This is a genomic window from Streptomyces sp. NPDC002076, assembly GCF_053593835.1.
Genome location: NZ_JBSFDI010000003.1, coordinates 403598 through 427435, shown reverse-complemented (window position 1 = coordinate 427435; position 23838 = coordinate 403598). Strand labels below are relative to the sequence as shown.

17 protein-coding genes and 1 pseudogene are annotated in these 23838 nt (G+C 69.7%); 11 read left to right on the top strand and 7 right to left on the bottom strand.

All coding sequences use genetic code 11. The features are described from left to right. Positions 1-40 precede the first annotated feature (40 nt). Genes ACWCQS_RS09100 through ACWCQS_RS09090 form a run of 3 tightly spaced genes read left to right on the top strand, consistent with a single transcriptional unit; the run spans position 41 to position 3322 of the window. Positions 41-1228 carry a lipopolysaccharide biosynthesis protein gene (locus tag ACWCQS_RS09100; RefSeq protein WP_451003832.1) on the top strand — a complete coding sequence of 396 codons (1188 nt, stop codon included), beginning with the start codon at positions 41-43 and terminating at the stop codon, positions 1226-1228. After that, on the top strand, positions 1221-2546 hold the full coding sequence (locus ACWCQS_RS09095) for a hypothetical protein (protein ID WP_451003831.1): 1326 nt from the start codon (positions 1221-1223) through the stop codon (positions 2544-2546). Before ACWCQS_RS09100 ends, ACWCQS_RS09095 begins: the two co-directional genes overlap by 8 nt. Continuing rightward, positions 2543-3322 carry a glycosyltransferase gene (locus ACWCQS_RS09090; RefSeq protein ID WP_451003830.1) on the top strand — a complete coding sequence of 260 codons (780 nt, stop codon included), beginning with the start codon at positions 2543-2545 and terminating at the stop codon, positions 3320-3322. The genes ACWCQS_RS09095 and ACWCQS_RS09090 overlap by 4 nt, the downstream gene beginning before the upstream one ends. Before the next feature lie 15 nt (positions 3323-3337). On the opposite strand, the gene ACWCQS_RS09085 is transcribed toward ACWCQS_RS09090, so the two are convergent. Further along, a complete protein-coding gene (locus ACWCQS_RS09085) occupies positions 3338-4483 on the bottom strand; it encodes a glycosyltransferase family 4 protein (protein WP_451003829.1) in 1146 nt (381 codons plus the stop codon). Between the two features lie 158 nt (positions 4484-4641). On the opposite strand from ACWCQS_RS09085, the gene ACWCQS_RS09080 reads away from it, so the two are divergent. Together ACWCQS_RS09080 and wecC are read left to right on the top strand one after the other, a co-directional pair. Further along, a complete protein-coding gene (locus ACWCQS_RS09080) occupies positions 4642-5349 on the top strand; it encodes a class I SAM-dependent methyltransferase (RefSeq protein ID WP_451003828.1) in 708 nt (235 codons plus the stop codon). A gap of 32 nt (positions 5350-5381) precedes the next feature. Then, positions 5382-6560, top strand: a pseudogene (wecC, locus tag ACWCQS_RS09075) (UDP-N-acetyl-D-mannosamine dehydrogenase); the annotation flags it as partial. Here the strand turns inward: wecC and wecB are convergent. Further along, complete coding sequence (wecB, locus tag ACWCQS_RS09070; protein WP_451003827.1) at positions 6462-7790, bottom strand: non-hydrolyzing UDP-N-acetylglucosamine 2-epimerase; 1329 nt, start codon at positions 7788-7790, stop codon at positions 6462-6464. The pseudogene wecC and the gene wecB sit on opposite strands and share 99 nt — an antisense overlap. 346 nt (positions 7791-8136) lie before the next feature. Here wecB and ACWCQS_RS09065 point away from each other — a divergent pair, with 346 nt between their 5' ends. Both ACWCQS_RS09065 and asnB read left to right on the top strand, forming a co-directional pair. Then, positions 8137-10341, top strand: coding sequence for a bi-domain-containing oxidoreductase (locus ACWCQS_RS09065; protein WP_451003826.1), 2205 nt, complete (start codon positions 8137-8139; stop codon positions 10339-10341). Next, positions 10341-12248 (top strand): asparagine synthase (glutamine-hydrolyzing), encoded by a 1908-nt coding sequence (gene asnB, locus ACWCQS_RS09060; protein WP_451003825.1) that lies wholly within the window; start codon positions 10341-10343, stop codon positions 12246-12248. The genes ACWCQS_RS09065 and asnB overlap by 1 nt, the downstream gene beginning before the upstream one ends. Here asnB and ACWCQS_RS09055 read toward each other — a convergent pair. The 5 genes from ACWCQS_RS09055 to ACWCQS_RS09035 all read right to left on the bottom strand — a co-directional run bounded on the left by ACWCQS_RS09055 (position 12224) and on the right by ACWCQS_RS09035 (position 18753). Then, positions 12224-13402 carry a hypothetical protein gene (locus ACWCQS_RS09055; RefSeq protein ID WP_451003824.1) on the bottom strand — a complete coding sequence of 393 codons (1179 nt, stop codon included), beginning with the start codon at positions 13400-13402 and terminating at the stop codon, positions 12224-12226. The two genes, asnB and ACWCQS_RS09055, sit on opposite strands and share 25 nt — an antisense overlap. Before the next feature lie 234 nt (positions 13403-13636). Beyond that, the gene (locus ACWCQS_RS09050; RefSeq protein ID WP_451003823.1) at positions 13637-15109 is read right to left on the bottom strand and encodes an exopolysaccharide biosynthesis polyprenyl glycosylphosphotransferase; all 1473 of its coding nucleotides are present in this window, start codon (positions 15107-15109) and stop codon (positions 13637-13639) included. A gap of 243 nt (positions 15110-15352) precedes the next feature. Beyond that, positions 15353-16201 (bottom strand): glutaminyl-peptide cyclotransferase, encoded by an 849-nt coding sequence (locus ACWCQS_RS09045; protein WP_451003822.1) that lies wholly within the window; start codon positions 16199-16201, stop codon positions 15353-15355. Between the two features lie 54 nt (positions 16202-16255). Next, positions 16256-18085: a DUF4012 domain-containing protein gene (locus tag ACWCQS_RS09040; RefSeq protein ID WP_451003821.1), complete on the bottom strand. Its 1830-nt coding sequence runs from the start codon at positions 18083-18085 to the stop codon at positions 16256-16258. Positions 18086-18147: 62 nt separating this feature from the next. Further along, complete coding sequence (locus ACWCQS_RS09035) at positions 18148-18753, bottom strand: LPXTG cell wall anchor domain-containing protein (protein WP_451003820.1); 606 nt, start codon at positions 18751-18753, stop codon at positions 18148-18150. Positions 18754-19052: 299 nt separating this feature from the next. On the opposite strand from ACWCQS_RS09035, the gene ACWCQS_RS09030 reads away from it, so the two are divergent. From ACWCQS_RS09030 to ACWCQS_RS09015, 4 genes are all read left to right on the top strand, one after another. Continuing rightward, on the top strand, positions 19053-20654 hold the full coding sequence (locus ACWCQS_RS09030; protein ID WP_451003926.1) for a polysaccharide biosynthesis tyrosine autokinase: 1602 nt from the start codon (positions 19053-19055) through the stop codon (positions 20652-20654). Then, positions 20651-21220 (top strand): arsenate reductase/protein-tyrosine-phosphatase family protein, encoded by a 570-nt coding sequence (locus ACWCQS_RS09025; RefSeq protein ID WP_451003819.1) that lies wholly within the window; start codon positions 20651-20653, stop codon positions 21218-21220. The genes ACWCQS_RS09030 and ACWCQS_RS09025 overlap by 4 nt, the downstream gene beginning before the upstream one ends. Before the next feature lie 501 nt (positions 21221-21721). Beyond that, positions 21722-22135: a globin gene (locus tag ACWCQS_RS09020; RefSeq protein WP_451003925.1), complete on the top strand. Its 414-nt coding sequence runs from the start codon at positions 21722-21724 to the stop codon at positions 22133-22135. A 153-nt stretch (positions 22136-22288) separates the two neighbouring features. Continuing rightward, the coding region (locus ACWCQS_RS09015) for an FtsX-like permease family protein (protein ID WP_451003818.1) at positions 22289-23838 on the top strand (1550 nt) is incomplete at its 3' end.

Below are 23838 nucleotides of genomic sequence, written 5' to 3'. Positions count from 1 at the left end.
TCCGGTTACCGCGGTTTCCACCCTTGTTGCGACACGGATCGTGGTTGATGCCCTGGGTCCGACCGGCTTCGCCTTCTTCGCGCTCGTCACAACGCTTCCGCTGCTGTTGCCGCTCAATGATCTCGGTACCGGTGCGGCCATCGTGGAAGCGGTGGGAAAGAGGAGTGCCGACGACCATCGGGACCTGCACGGAACGATTATCACAAGTGCGCGCCTGCTCAGTTGCGCGGGCATCCTGAGTGCCCTTGTCGGTATCGTTCCTGCGTGTTTTGGCGTGTGGAGCACCGTGCTCAATTCTGGGGCACAGCGATCTGGTGAGGTTTCGGTCGCCGTCGCCTTCACGCTCTTCGGGTGCAGCCTGCCGCTGAACCTGGGAAATTCCGTGTTGATCGCGTTGAACCGAACCCACACCGCCCTGCTGTTCCAAATGCTGGGCAGTGTCCTCACCTTGGGGTTCATCACGCTGTCGGGGGCCGTACATGCGCCGTCCCCGGCCTTCATCGTGTCGGGCTTCGCCGCGCAGTGTCTGATGGGTGCAGCATGTCTGCTGCGGGCCGGGCGAATTCTCGGTCTGCCGCTGCTCGGGATGGTCCTGGGAAGCCTCGACACCCGGCACACTCCCACACGCATCTGGCACCTCGCCGGGCCCATGGCCGTCATCAACGCTGCTTTGGCCGTGGCCTATTCGACCGATCGGCTGGTCCTCGCCCATACCGCCGATTCCGATGCCGTTGCCGCGTACTCGGCCGGTGCGCGTCTGTTCGCACCTGCTGTAGCTCTGGCCAGCGCCACCGGTCTGCCCCTGTGGACCATCTTCGCCCGGCAACGCGGCACCTCGGGTCGGCCGCACGCACGTCATGTTTCACGCCTGACCCTGTACTTCGGGGTCGGAGGCGCGATCCTCGGCGCGGGGCTGATCTTCTTCGGTCCGGCGGTCGCTTCCTGGATGTTGCACGGAAAGGTTGAAGTCGGGACGGGACTCATGGCTGCCTTCGCGGCCCTGCTGCTGGTCCAGTCCGCTTCCTATCCGGCCAGCATGTGGCTGACCGACGCCGCCGGTCTGAAGTTCCAAGCGCAGAGAGCCGGAGTGATGGCGTTGGTGAATCTGGCCCTCTCGATCGTCCTGGCGCGTCATCTCGGTGCGAGCGGACCCGTCATCGGATCGGTCGTCGCCGTCATGACCTGTCTCTTCCTCCCCAACCTCCGGAGGTCCATGTCCCATGCTTGACACGAAGATGTCCTCCCGGACAAGCACGGAGAAAAGCCGCATCATTGTGCAAAGGGTGCCCGTCAGGCAGCCGCAGCCAGCGCGCTCGTCGCGGGGACAGGGCGGCCGTCTGGTTGTGACTGCGGCTGTCGGCCTGGGCAATGCATGGGGACCTTACACGCAGTCGGGTCTCACCATCGGACACGTTGTCGTACTGATGATCACGCCTGTGGTCCTCGCCACTGCATGGCGTTGGAAGATGGCGCGTTGGAACCTTCTCCTCTTGCTTGTGTGGCTGCTCGGGGCCGCCCTGACCGAAGTTGTGGCGGACGACTCGATTCATGACACGGCCCTGGTCCTGTCCCGTCCGCTTGCCGTTCTTGTGAGTTTCTGCGGTGGGATGTGGGCCCTCCAGGGTCGGCCGGCTGTTGTTCGCGTGTACGTCGTGTCATTCGTTGCGGGACTGACATGCAATATCGCGATTTTCTTCCGGAGTAATCCGAGTATCGACCCATGGAAGTACGGATACGGGCCGGTTGTCAGCCTGGCGGCTATCCTTATCGCATTCGCGCTACTTTCCCGGCGGATGCGTGTCAGTGCAGCCGCCGTGGTGATCGTGGTGGCCCTTGTCAGCCTCTTTTTGGGGTTCCGCTCCGAGTTTATGATCGTTTGCTCGGCGGGTGCCGTGGCAGTGCTCGCCGGGCGTCGTGAAGCAAGGCTCAGTTGGAAAAGAGCCTTCTTCATCCCGGTCGGCTTGATCCTGTTTGCCAGCTCCGTCCCGACCCTTTATGGCTACCTGGCCTCCGAGGGAGCTCTAGGGGCGGAGCAGCAGTACAGATGGGAGGGCCAGAGCGAGGTGGAGGGCGGGGTACTGGTGGGGGCCCGTCCGGAAATCCTGGCGTCCTATGTAATCATCAAGGAGTCCCCGTTCATCGGCAGGGGACTGACACCTCAGGTGAGCCGCGAGACCCGGAGTGATTTTCTGGGGAAACTGCGGGCCGGCGATGTCGATTTCAACGAGCGTCGAGAGAACTACTATTTCGGCAAAGGGCTTTTCCTCCACTCGATTCTGTTTCAACTCTGGGCGGAGAACGGCATCGCGGTGCTTCCTGGAGTTCTGCTTCCCGTGCTGCTTGTTCTGCTGTCCCTCGTCATTGCGATCAAAAATGGATCCGGGCCGTATGCTCTGCTCTTCGCATTCCTTTTTGCGCAACTGGGCTGGGACCTCGTTTTCTCTCCATGGATGAGGCTCGAGGGTCTCTATCTCGGCACCGCTGCGGCGGCCGCCCTGATTTTTCGTGGGACTTCTGGTCGGGCCCGCGAATCCCGTATGCCGTGACAAGCCAGGAGGCCAAGATGATGCGCGTCGGAATGGTGGTACCCACGCTCGGCGATCGTCCCGAACTGCTGATGGAGTGTCTGAATTCGCTGACCGAGCAGGCATATAGCAGGCTTCGCCTGGTTGTCGTGTCGTCACCCGCTGCGCTGACTGCGGTGGGGCAAACCACTTCTCCCCGCACCACTGTGCTCCCGCAGAGCGGCTCCGGCATTGTGGATGCAGTCATGACGGGCTGGAAATACTTCGGTGACGGCGTGGACGTCATGGGTTGGCTGGGCGACGACGATCGGCTGACCCCGGGGTCGATCACCCAGGCGCTACGTGCCCTTGAGCGCCGGCCCGACGCCGCGATGTCATACGGTCAGGTGCGCTACATCGATGGCGATGGAAAAGCCTTCAAAATCATGCGCCCTGGACGGGTGGGTCCACTGATGTTGCGCTTGGGGTACAACATGGTGTATCAGCCCGGTTGCCTTTACCGACGTACCGCGGTGGAGGCAATCGGAGGACTTGACAACAACTTTCGTCTTGCCTTCGATGTCGATTTCCATCGGAGGCTCGCGGCCTTCGGAGGGCTGCGCTATGTCGCCTCGGTCCTCGGTGAAATCCGCTATCACCCCGACTCATTGACGGTCCGTAGGCACTCCGAGTCACAGCGGGAAGCCGAACTCGCGCTCAGTCGGCAGATGCCGGACTGGCTACGCCGGACGAGACCGGTCTGGCGGCCGGCAACCGACGTTCTCCACCGAGCGGCGGCGAAGGTCGCGGGTCGGTGAGCCCGGTGACGCCGTTCAGGGGCAGCGTCCATCCGTCTCGAGCATGCGCACGACACCGTCCGCGAAACTGCTGCTGAACCGCTCCAAGGTGTAAAAGCCGGCGTCGGCCTCGCATCCCTTCTTCAGACGTGCCAACAGGGTGGGATCGCAGAGTGCATCCGCCACAGTCTGGGCGAAGGATTCCACGTCGTCCGGTGCGATCAGACAGTTTCGCCCGTTTTCCAGATACTCGAACTCCGGACCGTGGTCGGGCCGAGGAACGGTCACTACGGGAGTCTGCAAAGCGAATGAGACGACCGCGCACAGTCCTACGGCTCCCGGCGCCAGCATCAGATCAGCTGCCTGCCCGAGCAGCGCCCGTTTCTCGTCATCGAACACGTTGCCCAGGTACACTGTTTCCGCCCCCCGAGCAGCCGCCTGCTCAACCAGGTGTCGCTCTGTGCCGTCGCCCGCCACCAACAGTCGAAATCCCGGCAGTCGCCGGGCGACCGAAGCCGCAGCCGCGAGAAGAAAACCAGTGCGTTTGATCGTGTCGAGCCCACCGAGGTAAACAGCAGTACGGCCGGGGACGAGGCGATGGCGTTCCCGGAACGCTTGCAGGCGATCTTCCGCGACCCTTGTCCGTGCTTCCCTCAGCGCCGAGGTGTCGATGGAGTGATACACCATCGTGATGCGCTCGGCCGGGAACCCCTGGGATACTTCGTGATCCGCTCCTGCCTGGGTGAATGCAAAAAACCAGTGGGCACGACGGGTGAGTGCGCCCGTCGCGACCTTCCGGGCCCAGCCTGCGGTTCTCAGGTGTGTGTACGTGTGCCCCCATAGAGCAATGGCCGGCGTGCGTCGGGGATTAAGTAGCGTCGTATAGAGCTCCACATTGTGGAGCGCCTGTTCCAGTACCAATGCATCACAATTCCTCGCCAGCTCACCGAGATCGCGGTGGACCAGAGTTCGGGAGCCGATTCGGAATGTCCGCTGTCGCAAGTGAACGGCGGTTTCCAGGGATGCGGTGTCGGCGCGTACTGCTTGATCGCCGTGGGCATCCCCATGGGCCACCACGAGTTCTACTCCGCGATCTGAGAGATCCATGGCAAGGCGCTGAAAGAATGCGGTGCGGTATTGTGAAATGTACGGCTGCACAATGGCGATTCGGCGACGAGGCATTTCTCTCTCCAGGTAAGGCCAGGCACCACCGGCCCGATCATTATTTGTGATTTCTGTATCATCGGTGCCGCGGTCCCGTGGTGTGTCATTCCTCAACGTTCCGAGGAATCAAGGATACTCTCCTGAAAAAGAGTGGGTGGGTTAAGAGGAGAGGTGTCATGTCGAAGTCTGGGTTCTTTTCCCAGCAGCTTGTCAGTGCGCCGGTGTGGGGGGATCGGGATGCTCTGCTGCTGAACCTCTGTGCTGGACGTCGCGTCCTCCACGTCGGCTGCGCGGATTCCCCTTTGACCGCCGAGAGGCTGGAGAAAGGATCACTTCTGCACGCCAAGCTCTTGCGGGCGGCATCTGAAGTGCATGGTGTGGACGTCGACCTTGCCGGCGTAGAGCTCCTGCGCGACCACCTGGGGGGTGAATACTCGGTGGCCGATGTCGCAGATCCGAAGGACAGAGGCGACCTGGTGAAATTCAGGCCTGAAATCGTACTGGCCGGTGATGTCATCGAACACGTGCGGGACGCCGCCTCGTTCCTGCGCGGCATTGCGGCCCTGATGCGGGAAGCGGGCGACGGTGTCGAGCTGATCCTGTCGACTCCCAACGGCTTGGCCGCCAAGAATATGATCAACACGCTGGCGGGCCTGGAGATCATCCATCCGGACCATGTCTATGTCTTCACGCCTGCGTCGCTGGCGCGTCTCGTCTCTGACTGCGGGCTGCGCCCGAAACAGTGGTTCTTCTATCACGTCGACTCCGGCAATAGCCTCAGGGCTCGCTCCTACGACGCTGTTTCCCGCATCGCGGCCCACCTGCGGCCGGCCTTTTCCGAGGGGCAGGTTCTGGTCTGCCAGTCCATCCCCGAAGGGGCCTGAGGGGTACGCACCTCCGGAAAGGAATTCTCCTGGTGTTCTCCAGTGTCTGCGTCGTCGGCCTCGGCTACATCGGCCTGCCCACCGCCGCCGCGCTCGCCACGAACGGGATCGACGTCGTCGGTGTCGACGTCAACCCGGCCACCGTCGAACTCATCAACAGTGGTCGCGCCCCCTTCGTCGAACCGGATCTGGCGGTGGCCGTCAGCGGCGCCGTAGCCATGGGACGGCTGCGCGCCGCGGCCGCACCCGAGCCCGCGGACGCCTTCGTCATCGCCGTACCCACCCCGCTGGAGGAGGACCGCACGGCAGACCTGTCGTACGTGCGCAGCGCCGCGGCGTCGGTGGCGGCGGTCCTCAAAGCGGGTGACCTCGTCATCCTCGAGTCCACCTCGCCCCCCGGCACCACCGTGGAGCTGTCCCGGTTGCTGGGCAAGCACCGCCCCGACCTGACGTTCCCCCACGAGGGCGGCGACGCGCCCGACGTGCGGGTCGCGCACTGCCCCGAACGCGTCCTGCCGGGGCGGACCATGATCGAGATCGTGACGAACGACCGGGTGATCGGGGGCGTGGGAGAAGGCTGCGCCGACCGGGCACGGACTCTCTACGAGGTGTTCGCCAAGGGGGAGTGCCTGCTCACCGACGCGACGACGGCGGAGATGGCCAAGCTCAGCGAGAACGCCTTCCGTGATGTCAACATCGCCTTCGCCAATGAGCTGTCCATGGTCTGTGACCACCTCGGCATCGACGCCGGCGACGTCATCGCCCTGGCCAACCGCCACCCCCGGGTCGACATCCTGAGGCCGGGGCCGGGCGTCGGTGGCCACTGCATCGCCGTGGACCCCTGGTTCATCGTCGGCTCCGCGCCCCGGCAGTCGAGGCTCATCCGGCTCGCCCGCGAGGTCAACGACAACCGGCCCGACTACGTGCTCGGCGAGGTGGTCCGGACAGCAGAGAGGTTCAAGGACCCCGTGATCGCGTGTCTCGGACTGGCTTTCAAGGCGAACATCGACGACCTGAGGGAGAGTCCCGCCCTGCATATCGTCACGCAACTGGCGGAGCGACAGGTCGGCCGGCTGTTGATCGCGGAGCCCCACATCAGGGAACTGCCGCCGTCACTGGCACGCAGGGGCGGGGCCGAACTCGTCGACATCACCACCGCCGTGCGGGACGCGGACGTCGTCGTGCTGCTCGTGGACCACGACGCCTTCCGCGTAGTCAAGCGGACCGCGCTGCGTGGCAAGGCCGTGTTCGACACCCGCGGCCTCTGGCGCTGACGCGGAGCCGCCCGCGGAGTCCGGCACGCGGCCGAACTCCGCGGGGCGCTCGCACAGTCCCATCCAGTGCCCGATCGCCCGTACGGTACGGTCCGCGGCCCGCCCGTCGCCGTACGGGTTGACGGCCCGCGCCATCGAGGCGTAGGCCTCCCGGTCGTGCAGCAGCCCGCGCACCTGCTTCACGATGTGTTCGCGGTCGGTCCCCACCAGGCGGCTCGTGCCGGCCCTGACGGCCTCCGGGCGCTCCGTGGTGTCCCGCATGACCAGCACCGGCTTGCCCAGGCCCGGTCCCTCCTCCTGGATGCCGCCGCTGTCGGTCAGGATCAGGTGGGACCGGTCCATCAGCCGGGCGAAGGCGCCGTACGCGAGCGGTTCCGTCAGTCGTACATTTCCGATGCCCTCCACATGGGGCAGGATCGCCGCCCGCACCACCGGATTCGGGTGCAGCGGGAAAACGATGAGCAAGTCGGGCTCGGTACGGGCCAGATCGGCGAGTGCACCGCCGATGGACTCCATTCCGCTCCCCCACGACTCACGGCGATGGGCCGTCACCAGCAGGACCCGGCGGGTGGTGTCGTCGAGGTCGGCCAGTGCCGGGGCCCCGTAGTGCGCCTTCTGCCCGACCGCCCAGTGCAGGGCGTCGACGACCGTGTTCCCGGTGACCACGACGGACGACGGGGCGACGCCGTCCCGGAGCAGGTTGTCCCGGGCGTGCCAGGTGGGTGCCAGATGGAGAGACGCCAACTGGGTTGCCAGCCGGCGGTTGATCTCCTCGGGGAAGGGGGAGTATCGGTCGTCGGTGCGCAGTCCCGCCTCCAGGTGGACCACCGGGACCTGGTTGTAGAAGGCGGCGAGAGCGCCGGCGAACGCGGTCGTCGTGTCCCCCTGGACCAGCACCGCGTCCGGGCGCTCGCGCCGCAGCAGGGGGCACACCCCGTCGAGGACGCGCATGGTGATGTCGGTGAGGGACTGACGCTCGCTGAGGATGTCCAGGTCGTGGTCGGCGTGGATGCCGAACAACGCGTGCACCTGGTCGAGCAGGCCGCGGTGCTGGGCGGTCACCGTCACCGTCGACCGGAACATCCGGGACCGGTTGAGTGCCTCGATGACGGGGGCCATTTTGATGGCCTCCGGTCTTGTTCCGTAGACGACCATCAGTCGATTCACTCGAAGTCTCCTTCTGAGCGGCGCCGGACCGCACCCGGGGCGGGCCGCACCGGTGGCCGAGTTCCCGGAGCGGAATATGCGCTCTCCGGCCACCAGCGAACAGGCATTTCGGTACATTTACTGTGATACCGGACGCGTGTTCATCCATATGCATGGAGATGTTCGTCCATCTGGTCCGCTCCGCAGGAGAGGCGCACGCCCCGGTGCACCGCCCTCCCTACAGTGCGCCGTGATCCGCGCTTCCCTTCAGTGAAGGCAGGAAATGAAAACAGTCCTTCTGTCCCCGCGTACCGGTGCCGTCACGCTGGGAGAAATTCCCGCCCCCGAAGCAGCCGCCGGGACAGTGTTGATCCGCAACGAATGGTCGCTCATCAGCGCGGGCACGGAACGGGCCACTGTCTCGACCGGCGCGCAGAGCCTGATCGGCAAGGCGCGGCAGCGGCCCGAGCAGGTGGCGCAGGTGATCGACAGCGTGAAGCGGTCGGGATTCGCTGACACCTACCGGACGGTCCAGGACCGGCTGGACCGCCCAGTGCAGCTCGGATACTCCTGCGCGGGCACGGTCCTGCGGACCGGTGAGGGCGTCGACGACATCCGCCCGGGCATGCGGGTCGCTGCCGCCGGGGCCCGCTACGCCTCACACGCGGAGATCGTCGCCGTGCCCCGCAACCTGGTGGTTCCCGTGCCGGAGGACGTGGACACCCAGTGGGCGGCCTTCGCCACGGTCGGCGCCATTGCGCTGCAGGGCATCCATCAGGCCGAGGCGGTCCCGGGCTCACGGATCGCCGTCATCGGCCTCGGCCTGCTCGGCCAGATCACGCTCCAACTGCTGCGCGCCTATGGGTACGACGGGGTGGGCATCGATCCCGACCCGGCCATGGTGGCACTCGCCGAGTCGGCGGGGCTCGCGGCCTTCGCGCGGGAGACGGACTGTCTGCCCGACGTCGTATCCCGGCGCTGGGCGGGAGCCGGCGCGGACGCGGTGCTCATCACCGCCGCCACCGCCAGCTCCGACCCCGTCGAGGTCGCAGGGCACCTTGCCCGTGACCGCGCCACCGTGGTGGTCGTCGGCGACGTGGGCGTCGTACCGCCACGTTCGTCGTACTACCACAAGGAACTGTCGATCCGTTATGCGCGGTCCTACGGCCCGGGGCGGTACGACCACCGCTTCGAAGAGCGCGGCCACCCATACCCGGAGGGCTACGTCCCGTGGACGGAACGGCGTAACCTCGCCGAGGTGCTCCGGCTCCTGGCGACGGGGGCGCTGGACCTCGCCCAGCTCAAGCCGCGGGTCTTCCCCGTAGGGGAGGCGGCCGAGGCCTACGAGGCGCTGAAGCCGTCGTCCGGCGGACGCAGCGTCGCCCTGCTCCTGCGCTACCCCGGGTCCGCGCAGCTCCCGCCCCAGCCGGCCTCGCCGGCAGGCTCCCGCACGTGGACCGCGCCCCGGGGCACGCTGCGGGTCGCGGCGATCGGCGCGGGCAACTTCGCGACGAGAACGCTCTTCCCCGAGCTGAAACGGGAGCCCTGCGTCGCGTTCTCATGGGTCGCCAGCGGACGGGGGCTGTCCGCCGCGCACCAGGGCCGGCGGTGGGGTTTCCGTACCGTCGCGGAGAGCGCCGAGGCAGGCCTCGCCTCGGGCGACGCGGACTGCGTGATGGTCCTCAGCCGCCACGACAGCCACGGCCGGTACGCGGCGCAGGTGCTGCGCGGCGGCGCCGCCCTGTACTGCGAGAAGCCCCTGGGCCTCACGGAGGCCGAACTGGAGGACGTGGCCGACGCGTGGCTGACCTCCGGCGCCCCGGCGATGGCCGGGTTCAACCGGCGGTTCGCCCCAGCAATGCGGGATCTGCGCGCCGCGCTTCCGGCGGGGGCACCTCTCCAGATTGTCTACCGGGTGTTCGCGGGCCGGCTTCCGGCCGAGCACTGGTACTTCGACCCTCGGCAGGGCGGTCGGCTGCTCGGCGAAATGTGTCATTTCATCGATGCCGCAGGCTTCCTGGTCTCCGGGAGGCCGGTCGCGGTGCAGGCCGTCGGCGTGGACGCGACGGACCCGGCCGTTGCGCAGAGCGTCACCCTCCAGCTCGCGTACGACGACGGCTCAGCCGCGTCCATCGTGTACGGGGGTCTGACACCGCCCGGTGCCCCCAAGGAACTCCTGGAAGTGGCCACCGACGGCATGGCGGCCAGGATCGAAGACTTCGGCTCGCTTGCCGTGTGGAAAGGTGGCAGGGCGGCCACGACGAAGTACCGTGGCGCGCCGAAGGGGCACGCGGCCGAGATGCGAACCCTCGTGCGCCTGGTCCGCAACGATCCCCTGGACAAGGAGACCACTGCCACCGCCGACTTCGCATCGGCGCTGCGGAGTTCCCTGGTCGCGTCCCGTGCGGCCCGCTCGCTCACGGAGGACCGCGTCATGGAGGTCGCTCCCGCCACACCGGCCCTGGCCAGGGCACTGGAGTGGCCGACACCCCCTTCCGCCCCAGCAGCCGCGGTACCGAAACCAGGCGGGCAGGCGGATGGTGGTTCCCCTGCGGCCACGGCGGCGATCTGATGTGTGGCTTCGTCGTCCTGTTGAACAGGAGCGCCCCGCACCGGCGGTCGTCCCACCCGGACCTGTGCGCGGCACTCGCGCACCGCGGCCCCGACGCGAGCGGGCACCTGGATCTCGACGGGGGGAACTGGCATGCGGAGTTGCACTTCCGCCGCCTGGCCATCGTGGACCTGGACCCCAGGAGCGATCAGCCCTTCGGTTCCCCGGAGCGGGGCGTGCTGGTCTACAACGGCGAGATCTACAACGCTCCGCACCTGCGCGAGGTGCTGCGGAAGCGGCAGGTGAGGTTCACGACCGCGGGCGACACCGAAGTCCTCTACGAACTGCTGCTGCAGCCGGACGCACCGCGGCTGCTCGACCAGATGGACGGCATGTTCGCCTTCGCCCTCCTCCTGCCCGACGGCGAACTGCGCTACGGGCGTGACCGACTGGGCATCAAACCGCTGTACGAGGCGGTGGACACAACGGGCCGAACAGTCGCGCTCGCCAGTGAGATCGAACCACTGCGGGCCGCCGGACTGGCCGGCGACGCCGACCCGGTCGCGGTGGCGCAGGGAGCCATGTTCCTGTGGACGCCGCCGCCGCGGACCGGCTGGCAGCGAGTGCGGGCCGTGCCGATCGGGACGGTGCTGTCGCGGCGGGCTACGGGATGTGACCCGGCGTCACCGTGGTGGCGAGCTGGTGCCGCTTCGCCCCCAGAGGACATCGGTACCGCCGTCCGCGAGTCGGTCACCCGGCAGGTGCGTGCGGACGTGACGGTGGGACTGTTGCTGAGCGGAGGGCTGGACAGCAGCTGGCTGGGCGTGGAGATGATCAGGGGCGGCTTCGCCGGACCCGCGCTCGCCGCCCGGCCGCGGAACGCGGCGGCCACCACGGAGCCGTTCGAGGACGACGCCCCCTACGCCGCACGGGTGGCCCGGCGCCTGGGACTGCCGCTGACGTGGGTCGACCTGGACGTCGACGTACTGCGCCGGATCCCGGAGCTGGTCACCACCATGGAGGTCCCCTTCGGCGACCCGGCCGCCGTCACCCTCATGCAACTCTCTCGCGCCGCAAGCGGTGCGGCCACCGTGCTGCTGTCGGGGCTCGGGGTCGAGGAGTTGTTCCTCGGGTACGAGCGGTACCAGGCCGTGCTGCTGCTGCAACGGCTCCCCGCGTGGGCGCGGCCCGCCCTCGGCGCCACCACCGTCATCCCCGGCCCCCGGCGCTACCGGGGCCGCGCGGACAAGTTCGGGCGACTGCTCCAACTCGGCCCCCGCGACTGGTCGTGGGCGACGCAGGCGTACTACTCCGGGCGGCAGTGGGCAGCGCTGTCGCCGCTCGTCGGTCTGGACGCGGTCACCGGGCGGCATCGCGCCGTGGCGGGCGCCGTGCTCGACGCGGGCGGGACCGCCCTCGCGGCGCTGGCGGAGTGCGACAGGCGGCTGTTCCTGCCGGGGCTGAACCTGCTGTACGGCGACCGTGCGTCGATGCGTGCGAGCGTGGAACTGAGGGTGCCGTTCCTGGGGGAACCGGTGGTTGCTTCCGCCCTCGGCACCGTCGCAGAGGAACAACTGCGGCTGGGCGACGGCAAGGCGCTCTTCCGCGCCGCCGCGGTGGCGGCGGGTGTACCGGAGTTCGTCGTCCGGCGCCCCAAGACGGGGTTCGGGGCGCCGGTACGGTCGCTGCTGCGCGAGCACGGTGGCCGTCTGTGGACCGAGGTCCGGCGCTCCCCGCTGTTCGACGACCTCTTCGACCGGCGGACCGCCGACCGCCTCGTCGCCGAACACGTGCAGGGCAGGCGTGACCGGGGGCTTGCGGTGTTCGGGCTGTTCTGCGCGGCCGTGTGGTGGGAGCGGAACGCGGTGGGAGGGCCGGGGCGGACCGCAGACGTCCTCTCGGGCTACGAGGCGGCTCCTGTCCGCTGACTGCTCGGGTCGGAGTGTGGTGGTCCTGGCACTTCTTCCTGACCGCCCGGCAGCACGGCGTGCAGGGCGGTCAGCGCGTCCAGAAGGGGAGCGGCGCTCCACCGGGGCGACTCCCACAGAGCCCTGTTCCTTTGGGAGCCTTTGGCCCACGGGTCGGTGCCCAGGCCGGGGTAGCGGCCCACGACGGCCGTCAGCACGGCGCGGGCGAAGTCGGGCCGGACGAAGCCGCGCTCGGCCGCCCAGGCCGCCATCCGCACCGCCGTGGCGTCGTTGTTCGGGTCCCGTCTGGTCCGACTGCCCGCGAAGTAGCGGGGAAGAGGGCCGTCGAACAGGTTCCGTAGGTAGTGGTCCACCCCCCGTTCGAGAGGGGCCCGCACATCCAGGCCGAGCAGCGTAGCGGTCCGTTCGAGGCGAAGCAGTACGTATCCGGTGTGGAAGCCGTCCACCCAGTCCAGTCGCGGACCCCGTCCGTACGGCCACGAGCCGTCGGGGCGCTGACCGTCCAGACTCACCTCGACGGCTCCGCGGGCCCCATCGGCCAGCCGGTCCGCAAGTTCCCCGGGCAGGACACCGGTGAGGGCCAGGCGGGCGGCGAGTGCGGCACCCATGAGGTTGGCGTTGTGGACGAGGGCGCCGCTGGTCGGTGTGTAGGTGAAGAACTCGCCGTTGTGCAGGTGCGTCAGCAGTCCGCGGGCGAGCGACCGCACGGCCTCGTCGCCCAGCGTTCCGGTGTCGAGACAGCCGTCCGCGCAGAAGGTCGTGGCCACCAGGTTCGGGACGGAGGCGGGGTAGTACGCCCAACGGGTCTGCACGTCGAACTCGTAGCGCCACAGCCCGGCGTAGCGCCCGGACATCTGCTCGGTGGCCGTCCATCGGCCCAGACGGAGGGCGCGCTCCCGCCACACGGGGGACGCGGAGAGCCGTGCGCAGGCGCCGGCCGCGGTTCCGGCAGCCGTGGCGGTGCGCAGGGGGCGAATGCCCAGGACCGGTCGCAGGTCGATCCCGCTGCGTTTGACGGTCTGCAGGAGCGCCTGCCGCAGCACGCGGTGCGCGGCCAGCCGTCCCAGCGGGCCGGTCAGCCCGTCGTACGGGTCGGGCCCCGCCCAGCCACGGGCGTCGGCCCACCGGAAGAGCCTGTCCGCCAGGGCGAGCACGTCTGTGGCTCCGGCGCATGGTTGGCGAAGGCCATCCCCCGCAGTGCGGTGGTTCGCTCCGGAGCCTTCCCAGGACGAATGGTCGGTAGGGATTCTCGACGGCATGGGCCCTCCCGGGAGGATCGCCGGTGCTGGTGGGTGTCGCCGGTGGTGGCCGGCAGGGGAATGGCTCGGCACGGCCCAGGACCGGTCCACATCGGCGTCGGACTGGCCCGCAACGAGGTCGGCAACTGCTCAGTAGGCCCCGGTACCCGCGACGACGGCGCGCACCGTGCGGACGAGGATGCCGAGGTCGACGGACGGGGACCAGTTGTCGACATACCTGAGGTCCAGGGCGATCGTCTCGTCCCAGGACAGGTCGGAGCGGCCGCTGACCTGCCACAGCCCCGTGAGCCCCGGTTTGACGGTCAGCCTGCGCAGTCCCACTTCGTCGTAACCGGAGACCTCGTCGGGCAGCGGCGGCCGCGGACCGACCAGGGACATGTGTCCCCGCACCACGTTGAAGAGCTGGGGCAGTTCGTCCAGGGAGTAGCGACGCAGCACCCGGCCGACGCGGGTGATCCGCGGATCGCGGCGGATCTTGAACATACGGCCGTCCTGCTCGTTGCTCCCGGCCAGCTGTTGCCTCAGCCGCTCCGCGTTGGCGACCATGGTGCGGAACTTCGCCATGGTGAACGGCACTCCGCCGCGGCCGATGCGGGTCTGCCGATGCACGACGGGGCCCGGGGAGTCCAGCCGCACGGCGAGGGCCACCGCCGCGAGGACGGGGGCGAGCAGCAGGATCAGCAGTGCCGCGCCCAACCGGTCCGTCACCGACTTGAGCAGCGGCGCAAGCCCACGACGCAAGGGCGGGGCCACGTTCAGCATGGTGAGCCCGGCCACGGAGGAGACTCCGACCCGGCGCTTGGCCACTTCGGTCAGTCCCGGCACGACCACGAGCGGGCATTCGTCGGCGTGCAGCGCCCACGACAGCCGTCGCAGGCGCGTTCCCGTCATGAGCGGTCCTGGTGCGACGAGTACCGTCTCGACGTCGAGTCGGCGGACCGCATCGAGCACCGCAGTGGAGTCGGCCGACATGCTCGGTGGCTCGTGTCGTGCGAGGCGGGCGGCGACGGGGGCCAGTGCCTGTGGATCCTCGTCGCCGATCGGGCACACGCCGACAACGACGAACTCGTGGTCGGTCCGCTGCGCGAGATGGCCCACCAGGCCGTCCACGGCTTCGGCCTCCCCGATCACCAGACTCCGGCGGACGGTCCGTCCGTCGCGACGTCGGCCGATCAAATGACGGCGGATCAGTACGTGCCCGATGGTGCTCGTCGGGGCGCAGGGCAGCAGCGCGGCCAGTGTGAGAAGGAAGGGGGACTTTTCGGCGGTCGCCGCCCACCCCACCGCGAGCAGTCCGATCATGATCCGCCAGTCCTTCAGCGCGGAGCCGATGTCGTCGCCCTCACCGAGATGGCGTTCGGCGTAGCGGTTGCGCGAACCGCGCACGAGCAGCCAGGCCGTGGCCGCCACCGTCGCGTACGCCATGGCGTTCGCGCCCTCGATCAGTGCGAAGGCCAGGTACACCGGCACCGCGGCCGCCGCCGCGTCGCCGAGGACGGCGGCGGCCGGGTACCAGACGGGTTTGCCGGTGCGGCGACCGGCCGATGGCTGCTTGCGGATGACCTGTGTCGGCGCAGACTCGATCAGGGGTGCCTGGGGCATTGTCTCCCCGAACAGCCACATTCGCCCTCCAAAGGGTATCAAACCAGGACTAATCGAGTGTGTATGACCATCTGTGGTGAAATGGGGCAGGACGTTGAGGCGGGCGAGAATCTCACCCGATGGGCAGAGCTTCATGCCTCCTGCCCATGCCGTCCGCTTCCGTCTGCGGGCGACCGATACAAACGGACCAGGAGCCGAGGTCGCGTCCCGTGATGCGACCCCTCGGCGGCGCGCGAACGCCGGCTACCGCATGGACTCCCGCTCGGGTTCGCTCTCCGTCTCCAACGGTTCGACCGGGATCTTGACGGAGTCGAGGAGCACCTGGGCGACGTCGACGCCCTCGTTGGCTCGGTGGACTTGCCGCCCGCGGCGGAACCGAAATCGGCAGTCACCGCTGCACCTCGGGCGTGCGATGCGGTTCGGTTCCTTCGATGTACTGGCCCATCTGAGATCACCCACCCACGCCGCCGCACCGTGGTGGCCCAAGCGGTGACCTGCGTCGCTGTGCTGCTGCGGCAGCCCGTCCGTCAGGCCGGCACGAACACCACATGGAACATTTTGGGCCAGAACTTCCCGGTGATCAGGAACTGATGCGTTGAGGTCATTGACCGGGCGGCCTGCGTCGGTGACGGCGACCCCGCCCGTCGTCGCGAGCATCCGTGGGTCACGGAACGTCAGGCGCGCCGAGCCGTCGCTCGTCACCAGCCGGTGGGATGCCCGCTGGAGGCAGGCGCCCCAGCCGTCGTCGGGGTACGGGACACGGCGCAGTTCCGCGAGCATCCTGGCGTCGCGCTCGATGGCAATCCGGTACCGCCAGCTGAGCTGCCACAGGGATCGGCCGAGCAGGGCGATCCCCTCGCCGAAGACGGGTGCGGGCAGCGCGGCGCGGACCGTGGGCGGTTTGCCCGGGGGCCCGGCCCGTACGGAGGACACGCCGGACAGCCCTGTGCTCTCGTAGAGCGTGCCGCCGGCCATCTCCAGGCCCTCGGTGAACGCCTTCGGGTCGTGCGGCAGGACCTGGAGGACCTTGACCCGCAGACGCTCGACCCGGCGAGCGGCCGTTCGTCGGCGGCCCCACGTGCGGCCGCACACCATCCGAAGGCAAGCGCACCCGAGATCACCAGCGCCCCCGTCCGCCGCAGACGCTCACGCACCGCACGTCCCCTTCGCCCTCAGCGTGGTCCGCAACGGTGTCACCAGCGGCTGCTGCAGCAGGGTGGGGGTGCCGTTCGCGTGCGGTTCCAGAAGATGCAGCACCAGCGTGCGGCTGGAGCCCGCGGGCAGCTCCAGGTCCAGCGTGTACACGGGGTGGCCGCGTTCCTCGTCGGATGTGGGCAGCGCCGTACGGCCGTCCAGAGTGGCGCCGGTGAGGGTGGCCCCGGCCCCGGCGTAGTACGACACCAGCAGCCGGTTGTCACCCGGCCTGGTGGGGTAGGGCGGGTGGTCCTCCCGCAGCGTGACGTAACCGGGCAGGCCGGAGGCCGGGGCCCGGTTGGTCAGGGTCACGGTCACGGTGACGGGGCGGTCGCCGCCGGTGCAGCCGCCCGCTTCCCAGACCAGGCGCCGGTCGAGGTAGTAGTCCAGCTTGGAGCCCGCCGCGTTGTTCACCACGAGCCCCGCGAAGGGGCCGGGGGAGTCCGGGAGCGTGCCCGAGTAGGGGCGCGACTCCAGGAGACGCTGCTCTTGCGCGTGGGCGCTCCACACCTTCAGCCGTCCCTCCCGCTGGGCGTCGTTCACAGCGACGAGCAGCGCGGGCAGGCGGCGTGTGTCGTCGGCAGCCGCGAGCAGGGGCCCGGCGGCGGCGCGGGCCGCGTCGACGAAGAACGCCTTGCGCCGGGCGACGTCGTCGTAGATCGCGTAGCTGGCCCGTTCGGTGAGGTCCACGACGTTGTCGGCGGTGAGCTGGGTGCCGTCGGCCATCCGGGCCGGGCCGGTGACCCGCAGGAAGCGGCTCAGCGTCACGGGGTCGATGGCGATCGCGCCGTCCACGCGCTCGCCGGTGTGCTCGCGCCAGGCGGCGGCCCAGATGCGGGCCGCGTAGGGGAAGTGCGGGCTCATGTTGGAGTTGGGCCACGTACCGGTCGGATCGCTGCGCTGGTAGCGGGCGTCGAAGTCGGCTCCCAGGTCGATGTGCGCCTTCGCCGTGGCCATCTCGGTGTTGTTGCCGAACCGCTCGAAGGACAGATGGCCGCGCCGGGCCCGCAGCACGGCAAAGGCCCCCGGCAGGCCCCCGGTGCCGCGTGCCTCGGCGAGGTTCTGGAAGGCGAGGAAGTAACGCCGTTCCCCCTCTGCGCCGAGCATCGGCGGCAGGACACGAGCCGCCACGGACGCGTCGGTCATCACCGGGGCGAGGCGGTCGAGCTGCTCCGCGAGCCCGGCACGGGCCCGGTCGGCCGACGGCAGCCAGGTGGACCGGGGCAGCCCGTGCACGTCGGCCCGCACCTCGGCTGCTACGCGCGCGGCCCGGGCGACGTCCGGCGCGTGCTGCCGCAACGCCGTGAGGGCCTCGGACATCCCCCCGCCATGACCGTCCGGCGTGGGCTGGGGCAACGCGCGCGCCAGCGGGGCCAACACCTCGCCGGCCAGGCGGTCCGCCGCGTAGGCGGCGCCGCGTACGGTCCTGACCGGCTCCCCGAGGAAGGGCAGGGCGGCGGCGGGGTACCAGGCCGGGCCGGTGGTGAGGCGGTGCGCCCGTGCGGAGTGGGCGGCGGCGGAACGCACCGCCTGCTCCCAGGATCTGGTGGCCGAGGGCGGCGCCCCGGCGGCGGAGCCGGGTGTCGACGCGGGTGCCGTCGACTGCCGTAGCGCGTCGAGGTCCCGCTGGGCCGCCATCAGCTCTGAACGGGCGAGCAGTCCGGTGACACCGATCCAGACGGCGCCGGCCAGCGGGAGCGCCGCGGCGGCCAGCAGGGCGTACCTGAGCACGCGACGGCGGCCCGGCGCCCGGTCACCGGAGCGGCGGGGGCGGCCGGGCACGGGGACGGCGTCCCGGTCAGGACCGGGACGCCGTGATACCGCCGTAGTCAGGTCCCGCTCCGTCATGAATTGCGGCGACGGCGCACGGCCATCATCGCGCCGGTGCCCGCCGCGAGCAGCCCCGCTGCGGTGCCGCCCAGCGCCAGGGCCTTCTCGTTGCCGGTCTTGGCGAGGCTCGTACGGTGCTGGTCGTGTTCGCCGTGTTCCTTGTGGTCTCCCCTGTGGTCGTTGTCGTGGTCTCCCCTGTGGTCGTTGTCGTGGTCTCCCCTGTGGTCGCCCTTGTGGTCGTTGTCGTGGTCGCCCTTGTGGTCGCCGTCGTCGTCGCCGTCGTGGTGGCCCTCCCTGCGCGTCACCGTGATTTCGGTGAATGCCTCCAGCCTGGGGTCCTTGCCTTCCAGCTCGAAGACGTGCTTCCCGGGCTTGGTGCGCTTGGGGATCTCCACTCTGCCCCTGACGGTTCCGTCGTCGTCCGCCCTGAACTTGCCCAGGACGACCTCACGCGGGTGCAGCTCCGCGATGACCCACTGGTCGGGGGAGAAGCAAGTGCCCACGAATTTCAGGGTGCCTCCGGCGCGCACCTTCTTGGGGTAGACCTTGACATGCGGGGGCTGCGGCGGGTACGCCGGGCATGGCGTCGGCGGGTAGGGATCCGCGTGGGCGGTCGACATCCCCACCAGTGGTGCGGCGACAAGTACGGCAGCTGATCCTGCCGCTGCCATAGCAGTTCGCCACCTGGGCGATGCTGTCATCTTCTTCACTCTCCTCGACTTCGGTGCGGGCCGGGCTGCAGCGTCAGCCGTAATCAAGATCAGGAATACATCGAATATATGGGGAATACCGACACCAAATCGCCTGAAGTTACCCAGAAGCCATCGGATGGTGTAGTGGTCGCCCTCGATGGAGCGCGGCGTCACCCCGGCGAAGCGGCCGGGTGGTGTACGACGCAAGGGTCGTTCGGCAGGCCGACATGAGGGTGGCTCCCCCGGTTCAGGCGTGCGAGTCCCTATCTTCAGCTGCACGCATAGGGAACGGAACATCCCATTTCGGGCCGTTCCCTCAGTCCTATGAGGGGTGCAGCTTGGATCTCCACGGATTCCTGAAGGCTCTTGCCAGACGATGGCCGACTGTCGTGGCCTGTCTGGTTCTCGCTGTCGGTGCGGCGGTCGCCATGACGAGTTTGAGCACTCCCGTCTACCAGGCCAGGGCGCAGCTCTTCGTCGCCACCCGCACCGCCGAGGACACCGCCCAGATGAACCAGGGGCAGAGCTTCTCGCAGGCCCGCGTGCAGTCGTACGCCGAGATCGTGACGACCCATCAGGTCACCGCTCCCGTGGTGAAGGAGCTGGGGCTGCACACCACACCGGAGAAACTGGCCTCCCAGATCAAGGCCGTTGCCCCGCTCAACACCGTGCTCATCAACATCACGGTCAAGGACACCGTGCCCCAGCGTGCGGCGCGCATCGCCAACGCCGTCGCGGAACGGTTCAGTTCGGTCGTCGAGCGACTGGAGACGCCCAAGCAGGCTCCCTCGAAGCCGTCCAAGGGGAAGCGCACGGGCGACGACGGCGCGACGATTTCCCCCGTCTCCCTGGGGATCACGCAGGAGGCCGTCGTCCCCACCGTTCCGGTCTCGCCGCGCCCGATGCTCAACCTGGCCGCGGGAGTTCTCGGCGGTCTGTTCCTCGGTGCCGGGCTCGTCGCCCTTCGCGAGACCCTCGACACCACGTTCAAGGCCAGCGACGCACTGGGCGAGTTCACCGCGCTGCCGGGCCTCGGCACCATCCCCTACGACAGGAACGCCCCCAAGCAGCCGCTCGTCAGCGCCGACGGCCACTCCAGGCGTGCCGAGGCGTTCCGCAAGCTGCGGACCAACCTCCAGTTCTCCCAGGTCGACGACCCGCCCCGGATCATCGTGGTGACGAGCTCGCTGCCCGGTGAGGGCAAGACCAACACCGCGGTGAACCTCGCGCTCTCGCTCGCCGAGGCGGGCGTCTCCACCTGCCTGGTGGACGCCGACCTGCGCCGTCCGTGTGTGGCCCCGACGTTCGGCCTGGTCCAGGACGCCGGTCTGACCACGGTGCTCATCGGGCACGCCCGCATCGAGGACGTGATGCAGCAGGTCGCCGGCGGGCTCTCGGTGCTCGCCGGCGGTGCCGTACCGCCGAACCCCACGGAGCTGCTCGCCTCGGCGCGCATGGAAGAGGTACTGCGCGAGCTGGCGGACACCTACGAGGTCGTGATCGTCGACACCGCGCCGCTGCTGCCGGTCGCCGACACTCTCGGACTGGCGTCGCTCGCTCAGGGCACGTTGCTCGTCGTACGCGCCGCGAAGACCACCCGGGACCAGGTACGCACCGCCAGTGAATCACTGGAGCGCGTGGGCGTCCGCATCCTCGGCACGGTCTTCAGCATGGCTCCGGTCTCCACGGGTGGCCGTTACGGCCGTTACGGCCGTTACGGCCGTTACGGCGCCTACGGGCAGTACGGCGAACTGCCCGCTCCTCGTACGGCGGGCCGGCCGGAGGAGGCGGTCGCGCCCGCGGCGACGCGACCAGCGGGCGAGAAATGACCCGCGTCCTGTTCGTCTGCACGGGCAACGTGCACCGCTCCGTCTTCGCCGAACGGCTGCTGGCCGCCAGGCTTCCGCCCGGCTCGCCCGTGCGGTCGGAGAGCGCCGGAACAGAGGCGTGGCACGGCTCCGGCATGGACGGCTCCACCAGGGAGGTGCTGGAGGAGTTGGGCGCCGACGGCTCCGGCTTCGTGTCGCGCCCGCTCACCGCGCGGCTCGTCGCCGGCGCCGCGCTGGTCCTCGGGCTGGCGTGCGAGCACCGGGAAGCGGCCGTGCGCCTCGCGCCGTCTGCGATGCGGCGCTGCTTCACCCTGAAGGAGTTCGTGCGTCTCGCCGCCGGGTCCTCCGGCGGCGAGACGGAGGAGCGGGTGGATGCGGGTTTCCGTGCCGTGGTGGCGGACGCGGCGGCCCGCAGAGGTGCCGTCCTCCCCGTCCCGCCGGCCGAGGACGACATCGCGGACCCTGAGGGAAGACCCCGGGAGGTGCTGTACGGGTGCGCCCGCGAGATCGACAGGCTGGTGAGCAGGCTCGCCGGGCTGCTGGACGGCGACGGGGTGAGGCTCTGACTCCCTGTGATCACAAGGTGCCCGGTATCTGCACCAACGCGGTGCGACGGCCGTCCACCGCTCCCGCAGGGTGGCGCCGGCGGCCGGGAGCTCCCGGGCCCGCTCACCGACCTCCGCGCCGACACCGCTCCCAGGCCCCATGGGTGTTTTCGACCGCCGGTGATCCGGCGCTGGAGGCCTCGGCGACGCCGAAACGCGCCGGTCCGCTCGAGCGCGGCAAGGAGCCGGGGCAGAAGCCACTCGGTGCCCCGCACATCGCCGTACCGCATCGCCCGCAAGGGAAGGGAATCGGCTCAGGACGAGGACCGGCCGGCGTCGCCGGGTCGTCGAGCGCACCAGGTCCTGGCCACCGGCCACCGCCGCCCGTCACCCCGCTACAAGCGGCATCCCCACGACCACCTGGCGTTCCTCGGCCTCGCCGCTGCCCTCTGCCGCCGCACACACCTCCCGGCCGACCATGACGGTGCGAGGCCCGACACCTCGGTCACCCGGTCTGAGACCATAGGGGACGTGAATGAGATTCGGCGCGGCACGCTTCAGGAGCAGACCTTCTACGAGCAGGTCGGCGGGGAGGAGACCTTCCGCCGGCTGGTCCACCGTTTCTACCAGGGAGTCGCCGAGGACCCGTTCCTGCGGGCGATGTACCCGGAGGAGGACCTGGGACCGGCCGAGGAGCGGCTGACCCTGTTCCTGATGCAGTACTGGGGCGGCCCCAGCACCTACAGCGAGAACCGCGGCCACCCCCGGCTGCGCATGCGGCACGCCCCGTTCACGGTGGACCGGGCGGCGCACGACGCCTGGCTGCGGCACATGCGGGTGGCCGTCGACGAACTCGGCCTGTCCGAGGAGCACGAGACGACGCTGTGGAACTACCTGACGTACGCCGCCGCGTCGATGATCAACACCCCGGAGTGACGAACAGCCGCCGCTGAACGCCGGATTCCGGTCGCGCACGGCCGGATTCCGGTCACGATCTGGTATAGACCGGTCGACAACCGCTTACCCGGTACCGGTCGGCTCTGTCAGCATCGCCGGGAGGTCTGGAGCTGACGGACACACGGGGGCCTGGTGACGCGGTTCGTCTTCGCACGCGCGCGTGCGCACCGGCTGCTGCTCGGTGCCGCGTTGCTCACCGTGGTGCTGACCACCGCGGTACTGGCGACTCTCACCGCGTACTCGGCGGCGATCGGCGACGCCGCGCTGCGCCATGTGCTGACCGATCCCCGCAACGCCGCCGACACCGCGCTGATCGTCAAGGCGGACGTGCCGCCGGACGGGCGGGCCGCCGCCGACGCCGCCGTACACGCGGGCGCCCGGCGGACCTTCGACGGCCTGCCGGTGACGTTCCGGACTCTGCGCCGCTCGGGCCCGTACGCGCTGCCCCGCTCGCTGCAGCCGCCCGCGGCCCGGTCCGGCGACCCGGACCTGACCTACCTCGCGGCACTGGACGGCACCCAGCTGCGGCTGACCGCCGGCCGCCGCCCGCACCGTGCCGAGGGCGCCGGCGGCACGGTCGAGGTGGCGCTGCCGCAGAACGCCGCCCGGGCGCTGCGGCTGGCACCCGGCGACCGGCTCACCCTGACCGACCGGCTGGGCGGCCCGGCGGTACGGGTGCGGATCACCGGGCTGTACCGCCCCGTCTCGGTGACGGCGCCGTACTGGCAACTGGACGACCTGCTCGGCCGTGGCGTGAAGAAGGCCGGCTTCACGACGTACGGCCCGCTGCTCGCCGACTCCTCCGTCCTCGCTGGCGGCCGGGTCAGCGCCGGGTCCACGGCGTGGCTCGCGTCGGCGGACTTCGGCCGGATGACGACCGCCCGGATCGGCCGACTGCGTACGGCGGCCCGGGCGGGCGGCGCGGGCCTGCGCGACCGCGCGGCGCTGCACGGTACGACGGTGGCGCAGACCTCGCTGCCGGACGTCCTGGACCGGATCGACCGCTCGCTGCTGGTCGCCCGCTCCACGCTGCTGATCGTCACCCTCCAGCTGGTCCTGCTGGCCGGCTACGCACTGCTGCTGGTGGCCCGGCTGCTCAGCACCGAACGGACCGAGGAGACCCGGCTGTTGCGGGCGCGCGGCGCCTCCCGTGCCCGGCTCGCCGCCCTCGCCGCCGCCGAGGCGCTGCTGCTCGCACTGCCCGCGGCCGGCTGCGCGCCGCTGCTCGCCGGACCGCTCACCGCCCTGCTCGCCGGGCACGGCCCGCTGGCCCGCCTCGGTCTGCACCTGGACCTGCCCCCGGCCGGCCGCCCGCTCGTCTGGCTGGTCGCGGCCACGGCGGCACTGGGCTGCGCCCTGGCGGTGACGGTACCGGCGATGGCGGGAGCGGGGACGGCGGTATGGGCGGGGGCGTGGGACCGAGGGGGACGGTCGCGGTCGGTACCGGTCCGGAGGGGCGGGCGGCGGTCGGCGTCGTCCGGCTCGACACCGGTCGGCTGGGGCGGGCGGCGGTCGGGGCGGCCCGGCCCGACACCAGCCGACCAGGACGCCCGACACCCAACACAACCCGGCCCGACACCAACCGCCCAGGACGCCCGACACCCAACACAACCCGGCCCGACACCAACCGCCCAGGACGCCCGACACCCAACACAACCCGGCCCGACACCAACCGCCCAGGG

Excerpts from the sequence above, each read along its gene's own strand:
- ACWCQS_RS09095 (WP_451003831.1), top strand. The coding sequence starts at position 1,221 with ATGCTTGACACGAAGATGTCCTCCCGGACAAGCACGGAGAAAAGCCGC.
- ACWCQS_RS09085 (WP_451003829.1), bottom strand. The coding sequence starts at position 4,483 with ATGCCTCGTCGCCGAATCGCCATTGTGCAGCCGTACATTTCACAATAC.
- ACWCQS_RS09080 (WP_451003828.1), top strand. The coding sequence starts at position 4,642 with ATGTCGAAGTCTGGGTTCTTTTCCCAGCAGCTTGTCAGTGCGCCGGTG.
- asnB (WP_451003825.1), top strand. The coding sequence starts at position 10,341 with ATGTGTGGCTTCGTCGTCCTGTTGAACAGGAGCGCCCCGCACCGGCGG.
- ACWCQS_RS09050 (WP_451003823.1), bottom strand. The coding sequence starts at position 15,109 with ATGCCCCAGGCACCCCTGATCGAGTCTGCGCCGACACAGGTCATCCGC.
- ACWCQS_RS09035 (WP_451003820.1), bottom strand. The coding sequence starts at position 18,753 with ATGTCGACCGCCCACGCGGATCCCTACCCGCCGACGCCATGCCCGGCG.
- ACWCQS_RS09030 (WP_451003926.1), top strand. The coding sequence starts at position 19,053 with ATGAGGGTGGCTCCCCCGGTTCAGGCGTGCGAGTCCCTATCTTCAGCT.
- ACWCQS_RS09025 (WP_451003819.1), top strand. The coding sequence starts at position 20,651 with ATGACCCGCGTCCTGTTCGTCTGCACGGGCAACGTGCACCGCTCCGTC.